The organism is Bacillus sp. PS196 (assembly GCF_037963555.1).
Taxonomy (GTDB): domain Bacteria; phylum Bacillota; class Bacilli; order Bacillales; family Bacillaceae; genus Bacillus; species Bacillus subtilis.
On the sequence record NZ_CP150159.1, the window covers coordinates 3,031,668 to 3,050,906 of the forward strand.

Below are 19,239 nucleotides of genomic sequence, written 5' to 3' on the forward strand. Positions count from 1 at the left end.
AGTTCAAATATATTGATCAGTAAACGCTCTTGCTGCTTTAAAGACATCTTCTCTCTCGGGTTCATTGAAGATCTCATGGTAAAGCCCTTCCCACTCTCTGTATGCTTTATTATGAGAAGCAACACCATTAAACCACTTGATGACCATCGTTTTGTCAACAAGCTTATCATCACCGGCTTGCATCACAAGAAGCGGAACTTTCAAAAATGCCTCTGTCGGCACCATTGCCGATTCAATTGTCTTTAAAAGCTCTCTGTACCATCTGACAGAAACTTTCCTGACGTATAACGAATCATTTTGGTCAGCCTCGATGACGTCCTCATTGCGCGTCGCCATATCAATTGATAATCCCGAATCAACCTTAAGTGACGGAGCGATGACATTCAGGCCTTTTGATGCAAGATCAAGCGCTTTATTGACTTTAATTTGCAGTCCGAGACACGGTGATGATAAAATAATTCCCGTAATCCGGGGATTTCTTTGCTGTTTAACCCATTCAATCGCGACCAGACCGCCCATGCTGTGACCTAGCAGAAAAACCGGCAGATCAAAGGTTCGCGCTTTATCTATCCAAGCATCTACTTCATCAATGTATTCTTGAAACGAGCGAATATGCCCTCTCGCTCTTGTCGTTGTTCCCTGTCCAGGCAAATCGCCCATGACAACGTGATAACCCGAAGACCGCCACATTTCAATCAGCCATTTATATCGTCCGTGATATTCACTTGCCCCGTGAATGATTACAATCACTGCAACAGGTCTGTCTGCTTTCCAGGTCCACATGCTCTTCACCTCATACGAAATTTAAATAGAGAAAGAAGGATGAATCTTATGATCTACCCTTATAAGGAACACAAGCCAGATATCCACCCAACAGCCTTTATAGCTGATAATGCAACAATTACCGGTGATGTCGTTATCGGAGAACAGTCCAGCATTTGGTTTTCTGTTGTCATAAGGGGAGATGTTGCACCGACCAGAATCGGAAACAGAGTCAATATCCAGGATTTAAGCTGCCTTCATCAAAGCCCGAACAAGACGCTGCTCATTGAAGATGACGCCACGATAGGCCATCAGGTTACACTTCATAGCGCTGTTATCCGCAAGAACGCCTTAATCGGCATGGGCTCAATCATTTTAGACGGAGCCGAAATTGGCGAAGGCGCTTTTATTGGTGCCGGCAGTCTTGTCCCGCCCGGAAAAATCATTCCGCCTGGCCATCTCGCCTTTGGCCGCCCTGCAAAAGTCATCCGCCCTTTGACGGAAGAAGACCGAAAAGATATGCAAAGAATACGGTCAGAATATGTAGAAAAGGGCCAATATTATAAATTTCTTCAACAAACATAAGACCTGCTTCGTCTTACTTTACCATTTTTCAAATTATATTTGAAAGCAATAACCATCGTTAACCCGGACGTCATCACAGTTCGGGTTTCGATTTTTCCATAAAACGTTCACATATGGCATCTAAACGTATGACTTTTATCTTATCACAAAACTGTAAACAGCCTCTGCAAACACACATACCTATTCTTTCCTGTTCTCTATTTTCTATGAGCACACACAAAAAGAGCCCACTGGGAGCTCTTTTTGTCAGCTGATATTTCGTTCGCTGGCAGCTGCTGCATTTTTTTTGTGAAACCCTTTTCCATAGTACACAGCCAGCAAGATGAGAAACCATATCGGCCCGATAATCACGGCTACTCTTGTATCAGGGCTGTAAGCCATAAGAATGACGACGAATGCTAGAAATGCCAATGACACATAAGACGTAAACGGAAATAAAGGCATTTTGTACTTTAATTGTTTCTTTTCTTCCGGCTTCAAACTTTTCCTGTATTTGATTTGAGAAAGCAAAATGATTGCCCACGTCCAAATCGCTCCGAACGTCGCAATACTTGTAACCCAGGTAAATACCTTCGCAGGGACAACATAGTTTAACAGCACTCCGACTAATAAAGCGCCCGCTGAAGCCAGAACAGCTTTACCCGGGATGCCGCCTTTCGTCAGCTGACCATATGCTTGTGGCGCCTCTTTCTGTTCCGCCAAGTTAAACAGCATCCGCCCTGTGCTGAAAATACCGCTGTTACATGAAGACAGCGCGGCTGTCAACACGACAAAGTTAATGATACCTGCGGCCGATGGAATGCCCACTTTTTGAAATGTGAGAACAAATGGACTTCCTTGAGAGCCAATTTCCTGCCACGGATAAATAGACATAATGACAAATAAAGCGCCTACATAAAAAATCAAAATCCGCCAAAATACTGTATCGATTGCTTTGGCTAACGATTTTTGCGGGTTTTTTACTTCGCCAGCCGTCACCCCGATCATTTCAATCCCTAAATAGGCGAACATGACCATTTGAAGAGACAATAGAACCCCTTTTAATCCATGAGGGAAAAATCCTCCGTTGTTCCACAAATTACTGATTCCGGTGGCAATGCCCCCATTGCCGACTCCTGCAATAATCATCAATAAACCGACTGCAATCATGGATAAGATCGCAACAATTTTAATCAATGCGAACCAAAATTCCAGCTCACCGTAAGCTTTGACAGCCAGGAAATTAACACCCGTCATAATGACCAGTGCCGATAATGCCCAAATCCAGTTTGGCACGTCAGGAAACCAGAACCCCATATAGATACCGACAGCAGTAATTTCGGCCATACAGGTGACAACCCATAAAAACCAGTAGTTCCACCCTGTTAAATAGCCTGCAAGCGGTCCCAAGTAGTCACGCGCATACCTGCTGAAGGAGCCTGCGACCGGTTTTTGAATGGCCATTTCCCCAAGCGCTCTCATAATAAAAAACATGACCAGGCCGCTTGCGGCATACGCTACCAAAATACCAGGCCCTGCTAATTGAATAGCTGATGCGGAGCCGAGGAACAACCCTACTCCTATAGCAGCTCCTAAAGACATTAAAGAAATATGCCTTTCTTCGAGTCCGCGGTGCAGCTCTTGTTTTTGTTTTTGCATGCTTCTTCTCCCCTAGAAAAAAATATCATTATATCATTTTTCTGAATATTCCGTACGGATTGGGTAAATCAATGATGATGGAGAAATAAAAGGATAACAACAAGGCTTTCGACTACTCGAAAGCCTTGTTGTCTGTTACACAAAGATGACTTCTTTAGGCTGATGGCTCAGCTCTTCAGGCATATACCGTTTTTCAATATTGATGCTGTGCCAGATCATAAAGATTAGCACAGTCCAGATTTTACGGCTGTTATCAGCCTTGTCCGCACAATGGTCTTCAAGAAGCTGAAGGACATAATCCTTATGGATATAAGCATCCGTTTGGCTTTCCTGAATAATATTCCGCACCCATTCGTTCATTTCGTTTTTCAGCCAATGACGGATCGGTACAGGGAAACCAAGCTTTTTGCGGTTTAATACGTGCTCAGGCACAATTCCTTCAGCGGCTTTGCGAAGAAGATACTTCGTCGTGCCGTTCTTCGTTTTCAGCTCATCAGGAATTTTTGAAGCGACGTCGAATACGACTTTATCCAAGAACGGCACACGCAGTTCCAAAGAATTCGCCATCGTCATTTTATCCGCCTTTAACAAAATGTCGCCGCGCATCCAAGTGTGGATATCGACATACTGCATTTTGTTGATATCGCTGTACGAGCTGCTTTCTGTAAAGTAAGTCTTCGTCACATCGCGATATGAAAGGTTCGGATTATAATGCTTCAACAGCTGCTTTTTGACAGACTCTTCAAAGATTTTCGCGTTACCGATATAACGATCCTGAAGCGGAGTGCAGCCGCGCTCAAGCAGGCTCTTTCCTCTCATACCTTCAGGCATAACGGCAGCAACATGCAGAAGCATCTTTTTCAAGCCGGACGGAATCCGTTCAAACGGTTTAAGCGAAAGCGGCTCACGGTAAATGTTATATCCGCCGAAGAGCTCATCCGCTCCTTCACCTGATAAAGCAACCGTTACATGTTTTTTTGCTTCTTTTGCAACAAAGTACAACGGAATCGCTGCCGGATCAGCAAGCGGGTCATCAAAATGCCATACGATCTTCGGAAGCTCATTCATGTATTCCTCAGGCGAAATGACTTTGCTGATATTTTCAATGCCCAGCGCCGCTGCCGTTTCTTTCGCTACATCAACCTCACTGAAGCCCTGCTGTTCAAAGCCGACAGAGAATGTTTTTAAGCTTGGATGAAATTCCTTCGCAACAGAAACAATAAAGGAAGAATCAATCCCGCCAGACAGGAACGAACCGACAGGAACGTCACTTCTCATATGAACGTTTACAGAGTCATAGATCGCGTCTCTGACTTCTTTCACAAGCTTGTCTTCTTCAGTCTGAACCGGCTTGAAGTTCGCTTTGAAATACGTTTTGAATGTGATATCGCCGTCCGGGCGGATTGTGAACTGTGAACCCGGCTCTACTTTTTTCACATGGGCATCAAGCGTGCTCGGTTCAGGAACAAATTGGAAAGACATGTACTGCTGCAATGCCTCTTTATCTATTTCAATATCATTCTGAGCAACCATTAAACTTTTTCTCTCTGAGGCAAAATAAACCTGATCATTGATTGTTGTATAGTACAACGGTTTAATGCCGAATGGATCTCTTGCTCCATAAAGCACATGATCGTTTTTATTCCAAATCAGAAAGGCAAACATACCGCGCAGTTTGGACGCCGCTTCTTCTTTATAGTGACGGTAAGTCGCAAGAAGAACCTCTGTGTCCGAATCCGTGTTGAATGTGTACCCCTTTGCTTCAAGTTCTTCTCTCAGTTCAATATAGTTATAGATTTCTCCGTTAAAGATAATCCAATATGTTTCATCTTCATATGATAAAGGCTGTCCGCCATTTTCTACATCAATAATGCTGAGCCGTCTGAATCCGAAGCCGACGTGCTCATCATGGAAATATCCATCACTGTCAGGACCGCGGTGAACGATCATTTGGTTCATTTGTTTGATTAGTTCTTCTTGATCAGCGGTTTGAGCTAACGGATGCTTGTTAAAAACCCCGACAAATCCACACATAGTATTGCCTCCATAATTAAAATTGTCATCATTGAACCCCTATTTATAGACGCTGTGAATAGTATTTGGTTTCACAGTTATGTAAAAAAATAAACATGAATACAACGATAAAAAAGGGAAAGCCGCTTAACCAGTAAGCGGCTATAAAATTATTCTCCTAACGCTTCTTTACGCAGCTGCTCCGCTTTGTCTGTGCGCTCCCATGGAAGGTCAACATCGTGACGTCCAAAGTGGCCGTACGCAGCAGTTTGTTTGTAGATCGGACGGCGCAAATCAAGCATTTTGATAATGCCGGCAGGTCGTAAATCAAAGTTATTGCGAACAACTTCAATCAGTTTTTCCTCAGAAGCTTTTCCTGAACCGAATGTGTTGATTGAGATTGACACAGGCTGTGCAACACCGATCGCGTAAGCAAGCTGTACTTCGCAAGAATCAGCAAGCTCAGCCGCAACGATGTTTTTCGCAACGTATCTTGCCGCATAAGCTGCAGAACGGTCTACCTTCGTCGCGTCCTTACCTGAGAACGCGCCTCCGCCGTGGCGTGCATAGCCGCCGTACGTATCAACGATGATTTTGCGTCCTGTAAGTCCTGCATCCCCTTGAGGGCCTCCGATTACGAAACGTCCTGTAGGGTTGATGAAATATTTTGTTTCTTCATCAATCAGCTCTTCAGGAACAACCGGATTGATTACATGTTCTTTAATGTTGCGCTGAATTTGCTCAAGTGTAATTTCAGGATGATGCTGAGTTGAAATAACAATCGCGTCAATGCGGACTGGTTTGTTATTTTCATCGTACTCAACCGTTACCTGTGTTTTGCCGTCAGGGCGAAGGTACGGAAGAATATCTTCTTTACGGACTTCACTTAGGCGGCGGGCTAATTTATGGGCAAGTGAAATTGGAAGAGGCATAAGCTCTTTCGTTTCGTTGCACGCATAACCGAACATTAATCCTTGGTCACCCGCACCAATCGCTTCAATTTCTTCGTCGCTCATTGTGCCTTCACGGGCTTCAAGCGCTTGGTCTACGCCCATCGCGATATCAGCAGACTGCTCATCAATTGATGTTAAAACCGCACAAGTTTCCGCATCAAATCCGTATTTTGCACGTGTGTATCCGATTTCTTTAATGGTTTGGCGAACCGTTTTCGGAATGTCAACATACGTAGAAGTTGTGATCTCTCCGCTTACAAGAACCAAACCTGTTGTCACAGATGTTTCACAAGCAACACGCGCGTTAGGGTCTTTCTTTAAAATTTCATCTAAAATGCTGTCAGAAATCTGGTCACAGATTTTATCCGGATGCCCCTCCGTAACAGATTCTGATGTAAATAAACGACGATTTTTACTCATGATTTGCTTCCTCCTGCACAAGGCCTCCCGAAAGACCTTGTATATATGATACGGAACTCGCTCCCTCTTATACAATGTACAGTTATATTAGAGAATGTTAATTGGCATATTTATGAAATAAAAAAACCTTTTCCATCGAGGAAAGGGTTTGGTCTTTGTGCCTTTCACTCTTATCGCTCAAGGAATCATACAACCTTGCAACAGGTTAGCACCTTGGTTGTCTCACTCAGTTGAACATAATAAATAACAGAGAAACCGGTTGCTGGGCTTCATAGGGCCTGTCCCTCCGCCAGCTCGGGATAAGAGTATCCGCTCAATGAAATATCTTATCGTAAAAGGGTTTGCAATGTCAATATGATTCAGAAGAAATAGGCACCTATATTGAAGGAAAACAATGGAAATGCACACACAAAAAATGATAAATAGTATAGACTATTTGAAAATATATGTTATACTAATTCACAATTAGCAAAACACAAAAAACGATAAAGGAAGGTTTCATATGAACTCAGTTGATTTGACCGCTGATTTACAAGCCTTATTAACATGTCCAAATGTGCGTCATAATTTATCAGCAGCACAGCTAACAGAAAAAGTCCTCTCCCGAAACGAAGGCATTTTAACATCCACAGGTGCTGTTCGCGCGACAACAGGCGCTTACACAGGACGCTCACCTAAAGATAAATTCATCGTGGAAGAAGAAAGCACGAAAAATAAGATCGATTGGGGCCCGGTGAATCAGCCGATTTCAGAAGAAGCGTTTGAGCGGCTGTACACGAAAGTTGTCAGCTATTTAAAGGAGCGAGATGAACTGTTTGTTTTCGAAGGATTTGCCGGAGCAGACGAGAAATACAGGCTGCCGATCACTGTCGTAAATGAGTTCGCATGGCACAATTTATTTGCGCGGCAGCTGTTTATCCGTCCGGAAGGAAATGATAAGAAAACAGTTGAGCAGCCGTTCACCATTCTTTCTGCTCCGCATTTCAAAGCGGATCCAAAAACAGACGGCACTCATTCCGAAACGTTTATTATTGTCTCTTTCGAAAAGCGGACAATTTTAATCGGCGGAACTGAGTATGCCGGTGAAATGAAGAAGTCCATTTTCTCCATTATGAATTTCCTGCTGCCTGAAAGAGATATTTTATCTATGCACTGCTCCGCCAATGTCGGTGAAAAAGGCGATGTCGCCCTTTTCTTCGGACTGTCAGGAACAGGCAAGACCACCCTGTCGGCAGATGCTGACCGCAAGCTGATCGGTGACGATGAACATGGCTGGTCTGATACAGGCGTCTTTAATATTGAAGGCGGATGCTACGCTAAGTGCATTCATTTAAGCGAGGAAAAGGAGCCGCAAATCTTTAACGCGATCCGCTTCGGGTCTGTTCTCGAAAATGTCGTTGTTGATGAAGATACACGCGAAGCCAATTATGATGATTCCTTCTATACTGAAAACACGCGGGCAGCTTACCCGATTCATATGATTGACAACATCGTGACTCCAAGCATGGCCGGCCATCCGTCAGCAATTGTATTTTTGACGGCTGATGCCTTCGGAGTCCTGCCGCCGATCAGCAAACTGACGAAGGAGCAGGCGATGTACCATTTCTTGAGCGGTTACACGAGTAAGCTTGCCGGAACCGAACGTGGTGTCACGTCTCCTGAAACGACGTTCTCTACATGCTTCGGCTCACCGTTCCTGCCGCTTCCTGCTCACGTCTATGCTGAAATGCTCGGCAAAAAGATCGATGAACACGGCGCAGACGTTTTCCTAGTCAATACCGGCTGGACCGGGGGCGGCTACGGCACAGGCGAACGAATGAAGCTTTCTTACACTAGAGCAATGGTCAAAGCAGCGATTGAAGGCAAATTAGAGGATGCTGAAATGATAACTGACGATATTTTCGGCCTGCACATTCCGGCCCATGTTCCTGGCGTTCCTGATCATATCCTTCAGCCTGAAAACACGTGGACCAACAAGGAAGAATACAAAGAAAAAGCAGTCTACCTTGCAAATGAATTCAAAGAGAACTTTAAAAAGTTCGCACATACCGATGCCATCGCCCAGGCAGGCGGCCCTCTCGTATAAAAAACAAAAGCCAAGAGCAATTATGCTCTTGGCTTGTTTTAATTGACGGAATGCAAAGAAGTCAGCTTGTATGTAATGATGGTCCGGTCGTCTTCCCATTGAAGCTTCTGCACTTCAGCTGTGCCTGACTTTTCGCCAAACTTTGTTTTGCGTACATCCATTGGAATCTCCATCGGATATACTCGGTATCCGTCCTTCTCTAACGTGAATATATTTTCATCTATGCGAACTTCTTTTCCTTTTGTCACAATCAGTGTATTAAATTCAATAGGCATTCCCAAAGTGAAATCCCCTTTCGTTCTCTTTTTTCTTTATCATAACATATTTCACTGTCAGCGGTTTTTCATCCATTGTGTGAGCTGCCGCACGATACGCCGGTTTTCTTTTGGCGGGAAATAATGTGTGAATGTACTGTAGTACCACGTCTCCACCGGCTTATGCAGTTGTTTTAGCTTCTCTTCAAATAAATAGGAATGCTGAATCGAAACATTTTGGTCTCTTTCTCCATGGATTAACAACACGGGAGCCTGAATCTTGTTTACTTGGTCAAACGGTGTCCTCCATTGATATTCCTCAGGCACCTTTTTCGGTGTTCCGCCGATGACTCTTTTCATCATTCGCCGCAAATCCTGCCGCTCCTCGTATGTAAGAATCATATCACTGACGCCTCCCCATGAAACAAATGAAGCTGCCTGCCCGCCCATTTCGATCGCAGTGAGCATTCCCATAATTCCGCCGCGGGAAAAACCGAAGATGTGGATTCTATCCTTCTTGACATTTGGGTGCTGCTGAAGCAGGCGAAAAGCAGAAAATGCATCCTCCCTGTCTTCTCCGGCAAAATCCTCATTGCCTTCTCCTCCTTGATTTCCTCTGTAAAAAGGAGCAAACACCACAAACCCTTGGGATGCAAACTGGATAATCCGGCCCGGCCGAACCATGCCCACGCTTTTAATCCCGCCGCGCAAATATAAAAATCCGTCATATTGTCCCGGTTCCGCCGGCTCAGCCAGAAGCCCCTTAACCCGTAATCCATTTGACAGATAGCAGATCGTATACAAACGCACATGCTGGCTTGGCGACGGAAATCTTCTTTTCTCTACAATCAAAACAGCCGCCTCCTTTTTTTCTATATGCTTTCCTTACTCCAAAATTACATCCGGAGAACCTGGTTAGGCATTCACACATTTTTATACCCATCATACGATATGTAAAGCAAAAAAGGATATTAACTTGATGCGAAATAAGGAGGTTGTCTATGTGAACAGATGGTTAAGGCTGGGCTTCGCCTGTGTCGGCAGTATCTTTCTGATGTTCGCCCTGGCGGCTTGCAAGCAGGAAGAAACGCTCACCAAAGTCAAAGTAGCTGAAGTGACCCATTCAATTTTTTACGCACCTTTATATGTTGCTGAGTCTAAAGGTTTTTTTAAGGAAGAAGGGCTTGATGTCGATGTGAATACGACCTGGGGCGGAGATAAAACGATGACATCGCTTCTTTCCAACGGCTCCGACATCGCGCTTGTCGGGTCAGAAACATCTATTTATGTCGAAGCGCAAGGGGCTAAAGATCCCGTCATTAATTTCGCCCAGCTGACTCAGACAGACGGAACGTTTCTTGTCGCGAGAGAAGATGTTGAACACTTCGACTGGGATCAGCTGAAAGGAAAAACGTTTCTCGGTCAGCGAAAAGGCGGCATGCCGCAAATGGTCGGCGAGTATGTACTGAACAAACATAAGATTGACCCGCATAAGGATATAGACCTCATCCAGAACATAGACTTCGCCAATATTGCCAATGCGTTTGCTTCTGGAACCGGTGAGTATGTACAGCTCTTTGAACCGCAGGCTTCTCTCTTTGAGAAAAAAGGCATCGGCCATATCGTGGCTTCATTCGGAGAAGAATCAGGAGAGGTTCCTTATACGACTTTTATGGCGAAACAAAGCTATTTGAAGAAAAATGAAGACACAGCCGTCAAGTTTACAAAGGCCATTTATAAGGCGCAGCAGTGGGTTGAAAATCATTCTGCGAAGGACATCACAGATGCCATTAAAGATGAATTTGATGATACCGACCCAGACGTCATCGAAACATCCATTGAACGCTATAAAAAACAGCATTCATATTCGCCAGACCCTCTGCTTAACGAAAAAGAATGGGAGCTTCTCCAAACCATTATGGATCAATCGGGAGAACTGCCGAAGCACATTCCATACAATCAGCTTGTAAATAAAGAAATTGCTGAAAAAGTCACCTCGGAGAAATAGGAGGCGCCATCTATGTCTTTCTTACATGTCGACCATGTAACCCATACTTATTTTTCTATTAAAGAAAAAACAACGGCTGTGCGGGATATTCATTTCGATGCCGAAAAAGGCGATTTCATCTCATTTCTCGGCCCAAGCGGCTGCGGAAAAACAACACTGCTTTCCATTATTGCCGGTTTGATTGAGCCATCAGAAGGCAGAGTTCTGATTGAAGGCCGTGAGCCGAATCAAAAAGAACATAATATTGGCTATATGCTTCAGCAGGATTACTTATTTCCCTGGAAATCTATCGAGGAAAATGTGCTTCTCGGTTTAAAAATCGCCGACACGCTGACAGAAGAAAGCAAAGCCGCTGCACTCGGTCTATTGCCGGAGTTCGGCCTCATAGATGTGGAGAAAAAATATCCGAAAGAGCTGTCAGGCGGGATGCGCCAGCGGGCTGCGCTTGCAAGAACACTTGCGCCTAACCCTAGTCTGCTTTTGCTGGATGAGCCATTTTCCGCGCTTGATTTTCAGACAAAGCTGTCTTTGGAAAACCTGGTATTCCGCACATTAAAGGAATATCAAAAAACAGCAGTGCTTGTCACTCATGATATAGGGGAAGCGATAGCGATGAGCGATACGATCTTTTTATTTTCAAATCAGCCGGGCACCATCCATCAGATTTTTACCATTCCTAAGGAATTGGCCGCGATGTTGCCTTTTGACGCCCGTCAGGAACCTTCCTTCCAGACACTGTTTCAAACGATATGGAAGGAGCTGAATTCTCTTGAGAAACAGCAAAGAAACCATTGATCTGCTTCACGAGCAGTATCAATTCAAACAGAAAAAGGAAAAGTGGAAGGTCCATTCCTTTCAGCTTGCCATATTTATTCTCTTTTTCTCGGGCTGGGAAACCTCCAGCAGGCAGGGCTGGATCGATCCGCTGATCTTCAGCTCTCCATCAGCTGTGTGGCGATTATTGCTGGAGAAACTTGGTGACGGTTCTTTACTGTCACACATCGGCGTCACTTTATTTGAAACGGTGCTTGGCTTTTTGCTTGGGACGTTTATGGGCACGTGCCTCGCCGCTTTGTTATGGTGGTCTAACCGACTTGCCAGAATTTTAGATCCGTATCTTGTGATTTTGAATGCAATGCCGAAAGTGGCCCTGGGCCCGATCCTGATTGTCGCGCTCGGCCCCAGTTTTATCAGCATCATTGCGATGGGAGCCATCATCAGCGTCATTATCACAACCATCGTTGTCTACACCGCCTTCCAGGAGGTCGACGAAAACTATACGAAAGTCATGAAAACATTCGGCGCAAAAAAGTGGGTTATTTTTAAAGAAGTCATACTGCCTGCATCCTCCCCCGCGATTATTTCAACACTAAAAGTGAACGTCGGTTTATCATGGGTTGGCGTCATTGTAGGGGAATTCCTCGTTTCGAAGGTCGGATTAGGATATATGATTATTTACGGATTCCAAGTCTTCAATTTTACACTCGTCTTCTTAAGCCTGCTGATCATCGCCATCTTCGCCACTCTGATGTATCAGGGCGTCGAGCTGCTGGAAAAGAAATGGACGAAGGGGAGGACATAAAAAACCCGGCATATGTGCCGGGTTTTTTTATTCAATCCATCCAGATTCTTTCAGTTTTTTCAAGCTGATCGGAAGTACGGAATCCTTCATAATAAAGCTGAATTTTTTATTGCGGGAAAGGTTCTCCGGAAGCTCGTGAAACAAAACCGGGCCTTTCGTTTCAAAGTAATCAGCCTGCTTTTCAAGCTTTTCTATATCTGCAAAATATATATTTTTTACAATTACTTTTTCTTTTCCGAGAACTTTATACTGTCCGAGATACTTGAGGCTTTTGACTCTCGCGCCCGTCTCTTCCTTTACTTCCCGGAGCGCAGCCTCTTCTGCGCACTCCATCGGCTCTACTTTCCCGCCTGGAAACTCATAGCCTCTGTCCTCATGTTCTGTTAAAAGCCATTTACCGCCAAAACGGCAAATCACCCAGACATGCTTCGGGCTGTCCGAGAAAGGCTGATCGTCAAAGGAAAGCTGAACAGTATTCTGATAATAATCTTTAAACTCGTACATGTTTATCCCTCAAATCCGTTCCTAGCTATCTTCCATACATCATACCACAGTTACGTTTCTTCGGAAGCCTTTTATCAAAAAATAAGGGACCCAGCACGCCGTCAGGTTCTGCATGCAGACTAGCTCGTACAGTTTTTTTGCGATACTTTTGCCGGAAAGTGCGACCGACGCTCTGGGCTTTATTATGACCCGCGAACAGGGAAAAGTTACGGTTTGCGCTTAAATTTATTTTTTAACGTTTCTAAAAGATCGACAAGCATCTGAGGAACCGGTATGCCAAGAGAGCTGGCTGTCACAACAATTTGCACAGATTCATAAAGAATATAAAACATAATAGCCAAGTCACGAATTGATCCCTGTGTATTCAGCAGCTGATCAAAAAAGTGGCATACAGAGATCAGAGCCAGCGTGACTAATTTTTTGACAAGCCGGGCAAATACCTTTTTAAATGACAGTTTGTGAATAATGGTTTCCTTCAAAGTCGTACTGATAAATTCAATTGCCATAAGAGAGAGCAAAATCAGAAATGAATACTGAAAACCTCCAAAGAAAAAACCCGCTGCTGAAACGCTGACTGCTATTAACGAAAAGATGCCAAAGTCTCTATCCATTTATCCCAACATCCTTTCACAGAAACGGCCTTACGATATTCTATGGAAAACAAGCCGAACGGATTGGATTTTTCAGAAAAATGGACTGGTTGTCGCCTATTTTTCAGATACAAAAAGAAAAGCCGGACGTCTTTTTTAAGACATCCGACCGTTCTATTTTTGAACTTAACCTAGGTAAGCTTTTAGCATCCAGTTATGTTTTTCAATATTTTGATGGATCGCAAGAAGCATGTCCCCTGTTGTTTCGTCACCGACTTCATCAGCTAAATCCATGCCGTTTTTCAGCTCTTCCGCGATGACTGTGAAATCATCATATACGCTTTGAACCATTTGTTCAGCTGTTTCATTTCCAGCCGCTTCTTTGACAGAAGCCGTTTCTAAGGATTCCTTCATTGTTGCAATCGGTTTTCCGTTCAGCGCCAAAAGACGTTCTGCTAAGTCATCAATATAAGTTGCTGTTTCGTTGTACAGCTCCTCAAACTTTTCATGAAGAGTGAAGAAATCTTTTCCTTTCACATACCAGTGATAATTATGTAGTTTCACATACATGACCGTCCAGTTGGCTACTTGTTTGTTCACTGCTTGAATCAATTGTTCTGACATGGTATCTCCTCCTTGTTATATGACTATGTATACCCTTAATATCGTACGCTAAAACCTCTTTTTTACCCTTATCTGTCACGATTTCTTCTATTATGCTACAATTGTTAAAAAACGGGAGGTGGAATGTCATGACGCTTCTCATTACGATAAGTATTTTGATTGTGCTGGCTGTTTTGCTTGTAACCATTTGGACGACTGTAAAAGCCTATAATGTAAAGCATACCATTGATCCACCACAAGAAAATCACTCTGATTCACACAATCAATGATGATGTGAATGCTCCTCTTCTGACTGATTGCTGGCAGCATCGGCGTCTCCGACTTGGACTTTTAAGGTCGGCATGCTATGCTGTTTTTTTGCTGTGACATGGGATTGGACAGTGTATACACCATCTTCCTTAAACGTCGTTTCCAATCGGTATACGCCTTTTTCTTGTTTCGCCTTAAACATTTGGCTTGCGTCTTTTTCCCCTTCTTTCCATACTTCAAACTCTACTTCATCGGCATCCGTCACAGCTTCATCACCATATGATACGGCTGCTTCATAAGCAGCGCTTTCTCCGGGATTTACTTTTTCAGGCCCGGTCAGCTTGACATCCAAAACCTCGGGCGTCTCAGCTGTATTTGCTTTGCTTTCACCAGATCCGCACCCGTTAAGCAAAAAAGCAGAAAAAAGCAGAACAACCAACATCTTTTTCATGCCATCACCCTTTCATCGTTTACCTAAATAGTAGCAAACGCTTACAGCAAATGGTACACAAAATATGAGACGTCACAAAAAAGACCTTTTTGCTTATGCGCAAAAAGGTCCTTTCTATTTTAGCCAAATACTTTTAGCAATTCTTCTTTATCCTGTGAAAGCCAGAAACGCATTAAACGTTTAGCGCCTTCCAGATCATGAAGCTTCGCTTGGCCGCACTGCTTTTCATTCGCAGCTGGTATTTCTGTAATCTCTACCGCTTCCTTCATTGTGTCTTCAAGCAGATCAACGATTTCCGCTGATGTCGGCTCTCCGCTCACAACTAGATAATAGCCTGTCTGGCAGCCCATTGGAGAAATATCAATGATATCAAAATGATCGTATTTCTCAGCGTGAGAACGAATCGTAAACGCGAGCAAATGCTCGAGTGTGTGAATGGTGTCAGGCTTCATCGCCTGTTTATTTGGCTGGCAAAAACGAATGTCAAATTTATTTACAACGCCGTCTGTTCCCACTTTATGCACGCCGCAATGTCTTACATATGGAGCAACAACCGCATTATGATCAAGCTCAAAACTTTCTACTGAAGGCATAATGGCACTCTCCCCTTTTTTAAAAATGTAATTTCATTATAACATACTTTTCCGATAAGAATTATTGATTAACTTTTCAATCTGTGCTTTTTTTCTTATACTTGATCAGAAAGGTTGCTGAAGAAACATGAAAACCCTATTCATCGCTCTGATCAGAGGATATCAAAAATTCATCTCGCCCCTGACACCGCCAACGTGCCGCTTTTATCCGACCTGTTCCCAATATGGAATCGAAGCGATTAAAACACATGGCGCTTTAAAAGGCGGATGGCTGACAATCAAACGGATTTTGAAATGCCACCCGTTCCATCCGGGAGGAGTCGATCCCGTTCCTGAAAAGAAACAAAAACATTAATTGTTATAACCGTTTACGATAAGATCCAGTTTTCCGGTTTTAGGATCAATGACTAAGCCATGGACCGGAACGTTTTCAGGGAACAGCGGGTGATGTTTAATAACATCTACGCTGTCTTTCACACTCGCTTCCACTGAATCAAAGCTTTTAAACCATTGATCAAAGTCTACACCGGAGTACTTTATTGTTTCGATGCGTTCTTCCGGAATCCCTCTTGCTTTGATTTTTTCAAGCATGCTTTTGCTGCTGATTTTGCTCATGCCGCAATCGTGATGCCCGATCACACACACCTCATCTGCATTCAGCTCGTACACTGCGACGAGTAAACTTCTCATGATGCTTCCGAATGGGTGTGTCACAAGCGCACCGGCACTTTTAATGATTTTCACATCACCGTTTCGCAAATTCATCGCATGCGGCAGCAGTTCAACCAGACGAGTATCCATGCAAGAAAGAATCGCCATTTTTTTATCTGGAAATTTTGATGTTTGATACTTTTCATACTCTCTTTGTTCAGTAAATGTCTTGTTAAATTCGAGAATATCATTTAGAAGACTCATGTTCGTTGTCCCTTTCTATTCTTTTTACTCTTCAATATATCACAACCCTTGTTTATACGTCATAATAAAAAAAGACAAACCCTCAGGCCTGCCTTATTTCCCCATGTTATAGCGTTTTTTGAACTGCTCAACTCGTCCGCCTTTTTCATTGAATTTCTGGCGGCCTGTATAAAACGGATGCGTGTCAGAGCTTACCTCTACTTTAATGACAGGATATGTGTTTCCGTCTTCCCACTCTGCTGTTTCATTAGATGTTTTCGTAGAGGTGCTGAGAAAACGGTAGCCGCTGTTGACATCCTGAAATATCACTTTGTGGTTCTTCGGATGAATTCCTTCTTTCATGTGAATCTCCTTTCAATAAATCGTAATAATTACGTTTTATTTTATAACCTTACAAACGTTTTGTCAATCTTCTTATATCCTTCCCTCTGTTTTCACATCGTAAACCTCATGGCATTTAAGAATAGGAAGAATAATCTAACCGAGGAAGCAAATAATAAACCCAAAATACATACAGAACGTCTTTTTAGAAAGGTGGTTTACGATTGTGGATGATTTAGTTTTGGCCAGAAGCCTCTTTGGCACGACAATGGGCTTTCATATTATTTTCGCAACGCTTGGAGTCGGTCTCCCGCTCATGATTTTAGTGGCGGAATTGATCTATCAAAAAACGAAAGATGACCATTATGCGATCATGGCGAAAAGATGGACGAAAGCACAAGCCGTTTTGCTGGGGGTCGCCATACCGACCGGAACGATCGCGGGCACTCAGCTCGCGCTTTTATGGCCGGGATTTATGGAAGTCATCGGCCGGGTGATGTCCCTGCCATTTCAAATTGAAATCTATGCTTTTTTTGTTGAAGCCCTATTCATGTCGATTTATGTATACGCTGCAGACCGTTTGTCACCTGCAATGAGGATTGTTGCTGTTTTCTTTGTGTTAGTCGGGGCAGCAGCATCCGCTGTTCTGATCACGAATGTTCACGCTTTTGAAGGTACGCCCGCCGGTTTTAAAATTTTAAACGGAAAAATTACAGATGTTGACCCGTGGGCTGCGTTTTTTAATCCTAGCTTTTTTATCACTGCCGGCCATGTCGTGCTGTCCGCGTTTATGACCGGTGCGTTTATCGTGGCTTCTGTTGCGGCGTATAAAATGATCCGAACGAGGAAAAAGGAAAAGGTCTATCGCTTTCACCGGAAAGCCCTTTTGCTCGCACTGACGATCGGCGGTATTTTTTCATTGCTGACCGCTTTGAACGGACACGAATCTGCACAGATGCTGTACGAATACCAGCCCGAAAAATTAGCCGGTGCGGAAGGCCTATTTGAAACAAGATCCCACGCCCCGCTCGCTATCGGCGGTTTTACCGACCCGAATGAAGAAAAAGTAAAATGGGCTATCGAGATTCCATGGGCTTTAAGCTTTTTGGCAGCGAACCGTTTTGACACTGTTGTAAAGGGATTGAATGCATTTCCTAGAGATGAATGGCCGCCGCTTTTCATTCACACGCTGTTTAATGCGATGGTGGGTGTAGGCATGCTGCTAATTCTTTATTCCATCATCGGTGTGGTCTGGAGAAAGGTGCTCAAGAAAGACCGTTTCCCAACGTGGCTTTTGATCATTTTCATGACAGCAGGCCCTTTTAGTCTCATCGGCATTGAATTCGGCTGGATTTTCGCATGTACGGGGAGACAGCCTTGGGTCATCTATCATCTGCTGAAAACGTCAGATGTCGTAACTACGACTGGCTCGATCGGGGTGCTGTTCTTATTTTTCACATTTGTTTATGCCGTGTTAGGCGCAGCTGTCGTCTACGTGCTGCTGTATTATTTCCGCAAGCACCCGGTTGACGAAGATTTAAATACAGCGGAGTCGTAATGGCTCCGCAAACAGGAAACCAAATGGAAGGAAGATCGACAAATGGAGATTTCAACTGACGCTCTGATCGCCATCTCAATTATCTGGGGCTTTGTGTTTATTTACGCCGTCATGGCGACAATGGATTTTGGAGCGGGATTTTGGTCTATGATCTATTTAAACAAGGAGCATATGAAGGCCACCGATATTGCGAATCGCTTTTTGTCCCCGACTTGGGAGGTCACAAATGTCTTTATTGTGGCCATCGTCGTGGCGCTTTTCAGTTTTTTCCCCGGCGCGACATTTGTGCTCGGCACCGTTTTATTAATTCCCGGAAGCATGATTTTACTGCTTTTAGCGATTCGAAGCGGATTTCTCGTGTTTTCAAATACAGCAAAGGAGCGGAAAACGCTAAGATATATTTCCGGCATCTCCGGCTTTATCATTCCTGCTATTTTAATTTTGGTGCTTCCTGTGACACACGGAGGGTTTATAGAAAAAACGGATGGAATCTATAACTTAAATATGTCTAAAATCTTTTCAAGCCCCAACGCCTATTCATTTATCGGGTTTGCGATTTTAAGCACCTTATTTTTGTCCTCGCTGCTGCTTGCAGATGTTTCAAATGTGGCAGAGGAACAGGATGCGTACCGAGCCTACAGAAAAAGCGCCCTGATTACCGGCCCGATTTCACTGTTGTTTGCAGTATGCATTATGGTGACAATGCGGAATGAAGCAAACTGGCTGTACAGCGGAATGATGAATGATTTTACTTGGATTATTGCATCGTTCATTACATTTGTCATTGCTGGAATCGCCCTTTTTCTGCCTAATAAGAGCTTTGGGCAAAACATCGGAAAACCGCGGCTTGCACTTGTCGCGATTGGGATACAGTATTTTCTCGCAAGCTACGCGTACGGGCGGGCGCATCTTCCGTATATGATTTATCCCGATGTGACAGTCATGTCAGGCTTCACAGAGCCAGCAACGTTCAGAGCGCTGTTTGCAACGTATATCGTTGCATTTATCATTCTATTTCCGGGCTTTTATTTCTTCTGGAAAATGTTTATGCGAGATAAACGCTATATCCGCCAGGAGGAATAGAGGGCAAGCCAGCCGGCTATACTAATCCAGAACCTTTATAAGGAGGGGAT

At 43.9% G+C, this 19,239-nt stretch carries 22 protein-coding genes and 1 riboswitch; of the genes, 9 read left to right on the forward strand and 13 right to left on the reverse strand.

What is annotated here, in order from left to right; genetic code table 11:
* Positions 1 to 3: 3 nt before the first annotated feature.
* Complete coding sequence (gene ytpA / locus NST79_RS15790; RefSeq protein WP_004398545.1) at positions 4 to 783, reverse strand: phospholipase YtpA; 780 nt, start codon at positions 781 to 783, stop codon at positions 4 to 6.
* Between the two features lie 48 nt (positions 784 to 831).
* Here ytpA and NST79_RS15795 point away from each other — a divergent pair, with 48 nt between their 5' ends.
* Positions 832 to 1,347, forward strand: a complete 516-nt coding sequence (locus tag NST79_RS15795) for a gamma carbonic anhydrase family protein (protein WP_004399093.1) — start codon at positions 832 to 834, stop codon at positions 1,345 to 1,347.
* Positions 1,348 to 1,593: 246 nt separating this feature from the next.
* On the opposite strand, the gene alaP is transcribed toward NST79_RS15795, so the two are convergent.
* From alaP to metK, 3 genes are all read right to left on the reverse strand, one after another.
* Positions 1,594 to 2,985, reverse strand: a complete 1,392-nt coding sequence (gene alaP, locus NST79_RS15800) for an alanine permease AlaP (RefSeq protein ID WP_003229105.1) — start codon at positions 2,983 to 2,985, stop codon at positions 1,594 to 1,596.
* Positions 2,986 to 3,120: 135 nt separating this feature from the next.
* Positions 3,121 to 5,019: an asparagine synthase (glutamine-hydrolyzing) gene (gene asnB, locus NST79_RS15805; RefSeq protein ID WP_004398625.1), complete on the reverse strand. Its 1,899-nt coding sequence runs from the start codon at positions 5,017 to 5,019 to the stop codon at positions 3,121 to 3,123.
* A 149-nt stretch (positions 5,020 to 5,168) separates the two neighbouring features.
* Positions 5,169 to 6,371, reverse strand: coding sequence for a methionine adenosyltransferase (gene metK, locus NST79_RS15810; RefSeq protein WP_003229102.1), 1,203 nt, complete (start codon positions 6,369 to 6,371; stop codon positions 5,169 to 5,171).
* Between the two features lie 167 nt (positions 6,372 to 6,538).
* A riboswitch (SAM riboswitch) is annotated at positions 6,539 to 6,677 on the reverse strand.
* A gap of 196 nt (positions 6,678 to 6,873) precedes the next feature.
* On the opposite strand from metK, the gene pckA reads away from it, so the two are divergent.
* Entirely contained in the window at positions 6,874 to 8,457 is a 1,584-nt protein-coding gene (gene pckA, locus NST79_RS15815) for a phosphoenolpyruvate carboxykinase (ATP) (RefSeq protein ID WP_014480627.1), read from the forward strand.
* A 38-nt stretch (positions 8,458 to 8,495) separates the two neighbouring features.
* Here pckA and NST79_RS15820 read toward each other — a convergent pair whose 3' ends face one another.
* A complete protein-coding gene (locus NST79_RS15820) occupies positions 8,496 to 8,738 on the reverse strand; it encodes a DUF2584 domain-containing protein (protein ID WP_212059388.1) in 243 nt (80 codons plus the stop codon).
* 51 nt (positions 8,739 to 8,789) lie between these two features.
* On the reverse strand, positions 8,790 to 9,563 hold the full coding sequence (locus tag NST79_RS15825) for a prolyl oligopeptidase family serine peptidase (protein ID WP_015714567.1): 774 nt from the start codon (positions 9,561 to 9,563) through the stop codon (positions 8,790 to 8,792).
* A 151-nt stretch (positions 9,564 to 9,714) separates the two neighbouring features.
* On the opposite strand from NST79_RS15825, the gene NST79_RS15830 reads away from it, so the two are divergent.
* The 3 genes from NST79_RS15830 to NST79_RS15840 are packed head-to-tail and all read left to right on the forward strand — an operon-like array spanning position 9,715 to position 12,301.
* The gene (locus NST79_RS15830; protein WP_047183069.1) at positions 9,715 to 10,719 is read left to right on the forward strand and encodes an ABC transporter substrate-binding protein; all 1,005 of its coding nucleotides are present in this window, start codon (positions 9,715 to 9,717) and stop codon (positions 10,717 to 10,719) included.
* 12 nt (positions 10,720 to 10,731) lie between these two features.
* Positions 10,732 to 11,514, forward strand: coding sequence for an ABC transporter ATP-binding protein (locus NST79_RS15835; RefSeq protein WP_003229092.1), 783 nt, complete (start codon positions 10,732 to 10,734; stop codon positions 11,512 to 11,514).
* On the forward strand, positions 11,489 to 12,301 hold the full coding sequence (locus NST79_RS15840) for an ABC transporter permease (protein ID WP_014477740.1): 813 nt from the start codon (positions 11,489 to 11,491) through the stop codon (positions 12,299 to 12,301). Before NST79_RS15835 ends, NST79_RS15840 begins: the two co-directional genes overlap by 26 nt.
* A 27-nt stretch (positions 12,302 to 12,328) precedes the next feature.
* Here the strand turns inward: NST79_RS15840 and ytkD are convergent, their stop codons facing one another.
* The 3 genes from ytkD to NST79_RS15855 all read right to left on the reverse strand — a co-directional run bounded on the left by ytkD (position 12,329) and on the right by NST79_RS15855 (position 14,019).
* A complete protein-coding gene (gene ytkD / locus NST79_RS15845; RefSeq protein WP_003229087.1) occupies positions 12,329 to 12,805 on the reverse strand; it encodes an RNA deprotection pyrophosphohydrolase in 477 nt (158 codons plus the stop codon).
* Positions 12,806 to 13,011: 206 nt separating this feature from the next.
* Positions 13,012 to 13,416 (reverse strand): holin family protein, encoded by a 405-nt coding sequence (locus NST79_RS15850; protein WP_042977544.1) that lies wholly within the window; start codon positions 13,414 to 13,416, stop codon positions 13,012 to 13,014.
* 165 nt (positions 13,417 to 13,581) lie between these two features.
* Positions 13,582 to 14,019 (reverse strand): Dps family protein, encoded by a 438-nt coding sequence (locus tag NST79_RS15855; protein WP_003229083.1) that lies wholly within the window; start codon positions 14,017 to 14,019, stop codon positions 13,582 to 13,584.
* A 128-nt stretch (positions 14,020 to 14,147) separates the two neighbouring features.
* Here NST79_RS15855 and ytzI point away from each other — a divergent pair, with 128 nt between their 5' ends.
* Complete coding sequence (ytzI, locus tag NST79_RS15860) at positions 14,148 to 14,288, forward strand: YtzI protein (protein WP_003229081.1); 141 nt, start codon at positions 14,148 to 14,150, stop codon at positions 14,286 to 14,288.
* Here ytzI and NST79_RS15865 read toward each other — a convergent pair.
* Positions 14,282 to 14,719: a FixH family protein gene (locus NST79_RS15865; protein ID WP_014480629.1), complete on the reverse strand. Its 438-nt coding sequence runs from the start codon at positions 14,717 to 14,719 to the stop codon at positions 14,282 to 14,284. The genes ytzI and NST79_RS15865 overlap by 7 nt on opposite strands.
* Positions 14,720 to 14,838: 119 nt before the next feature.
* Positions 14,839 to 15,312 (reverse strand): S-ribosylhomocysteine lyase, encoded by a 474-nt coding sequence (locus NST79_RS15870; RefSeq protein WP_003219361.1) that lies wholly within the window; start codon positions 15,310 to 15,312, stop codon positions 14,839 to 14,841.
* A gap of 127 nt (positions 15,313 to 15,439) precedes the next feature.
* Between NST79_RS15870 and yidD the strand changes: the two genes are divergently transcribed.
* A complete protein-coding gene (gene yidD, locus NST79_RS15875) occupies positions 15,440 to 15,667 on the forward strand; it encodes a membrane protein insertion efficiency factor YidD (RefSeq protein ID WP_003229076.1) in 228 nt (75 codons plus the stop codon).
* Here the strand turns inward: yidD and NST79_RS15880 are convergent.
* Together NST79_RS15880 and NST79_RS15885 are read right to left on the reverse strand one after the other, a co-directional pair.
* The gene (locus NST79_RS15880; protein WP_014477744.1) at positions 15,664 to 16,227 is read right to left on the reverse strand and encodes a carbonic anhydrase; all 564 of its coding nucleotides are present in this window, start codon (positions 16,225 to 16,227) and stop codon (positions 15,664 to 15,666) included. The genes yidD and NST79_RS15880 overlap by 4 nt on opposite strands.
* Before the next feature lie 93 nt (positions 16,228 to 16,320).
* Positions 16,321 to 16,569, reverse strand: a complete 249-nt coding sequence (locus tag NST79_RS15885) for a type B 50S ribosomal protein L31 (protein ID WP_003219346.1) — start codon at positions 16,567 to 16,569, stop codon at positions 16,321 to 16,323.
* Positions 16,570 to 16,774: 205 nt separating this feature from the next.
* On the opposite strand from NST79_RS15885, the gene NST79_RS15890 reads away from it, so the two are divergent.
* A complete protein-coding gene (locus NST79_RS15890; RefSeq protein ID WP_029318296.1) occupies positions 16,775 to 18,106 on the forward strand; it encodes a cytochrome ubiquinol oxidase subunit I in 1,332 nt (443 codons plus the stop codon).
* A 42-nt stretch (positions 18,107 to 18,148) separates the two neighbouring features.
* The gene (locus tag NST79_RS15895; protein WP_015251386.1) at positions 18,149 to 19,189 is read left to right on the forward strand and encodes a cytochrome d ubiquinol oxidase subunit II; all 1,041 of its coding nucleotides are present in this window, start codon (positions 18,149 to 18,151) and stop codon (positions 19,187 to 19,189) included.
* Positions 19,190 to 19,239: the final 50 nt, after the last annotated feature.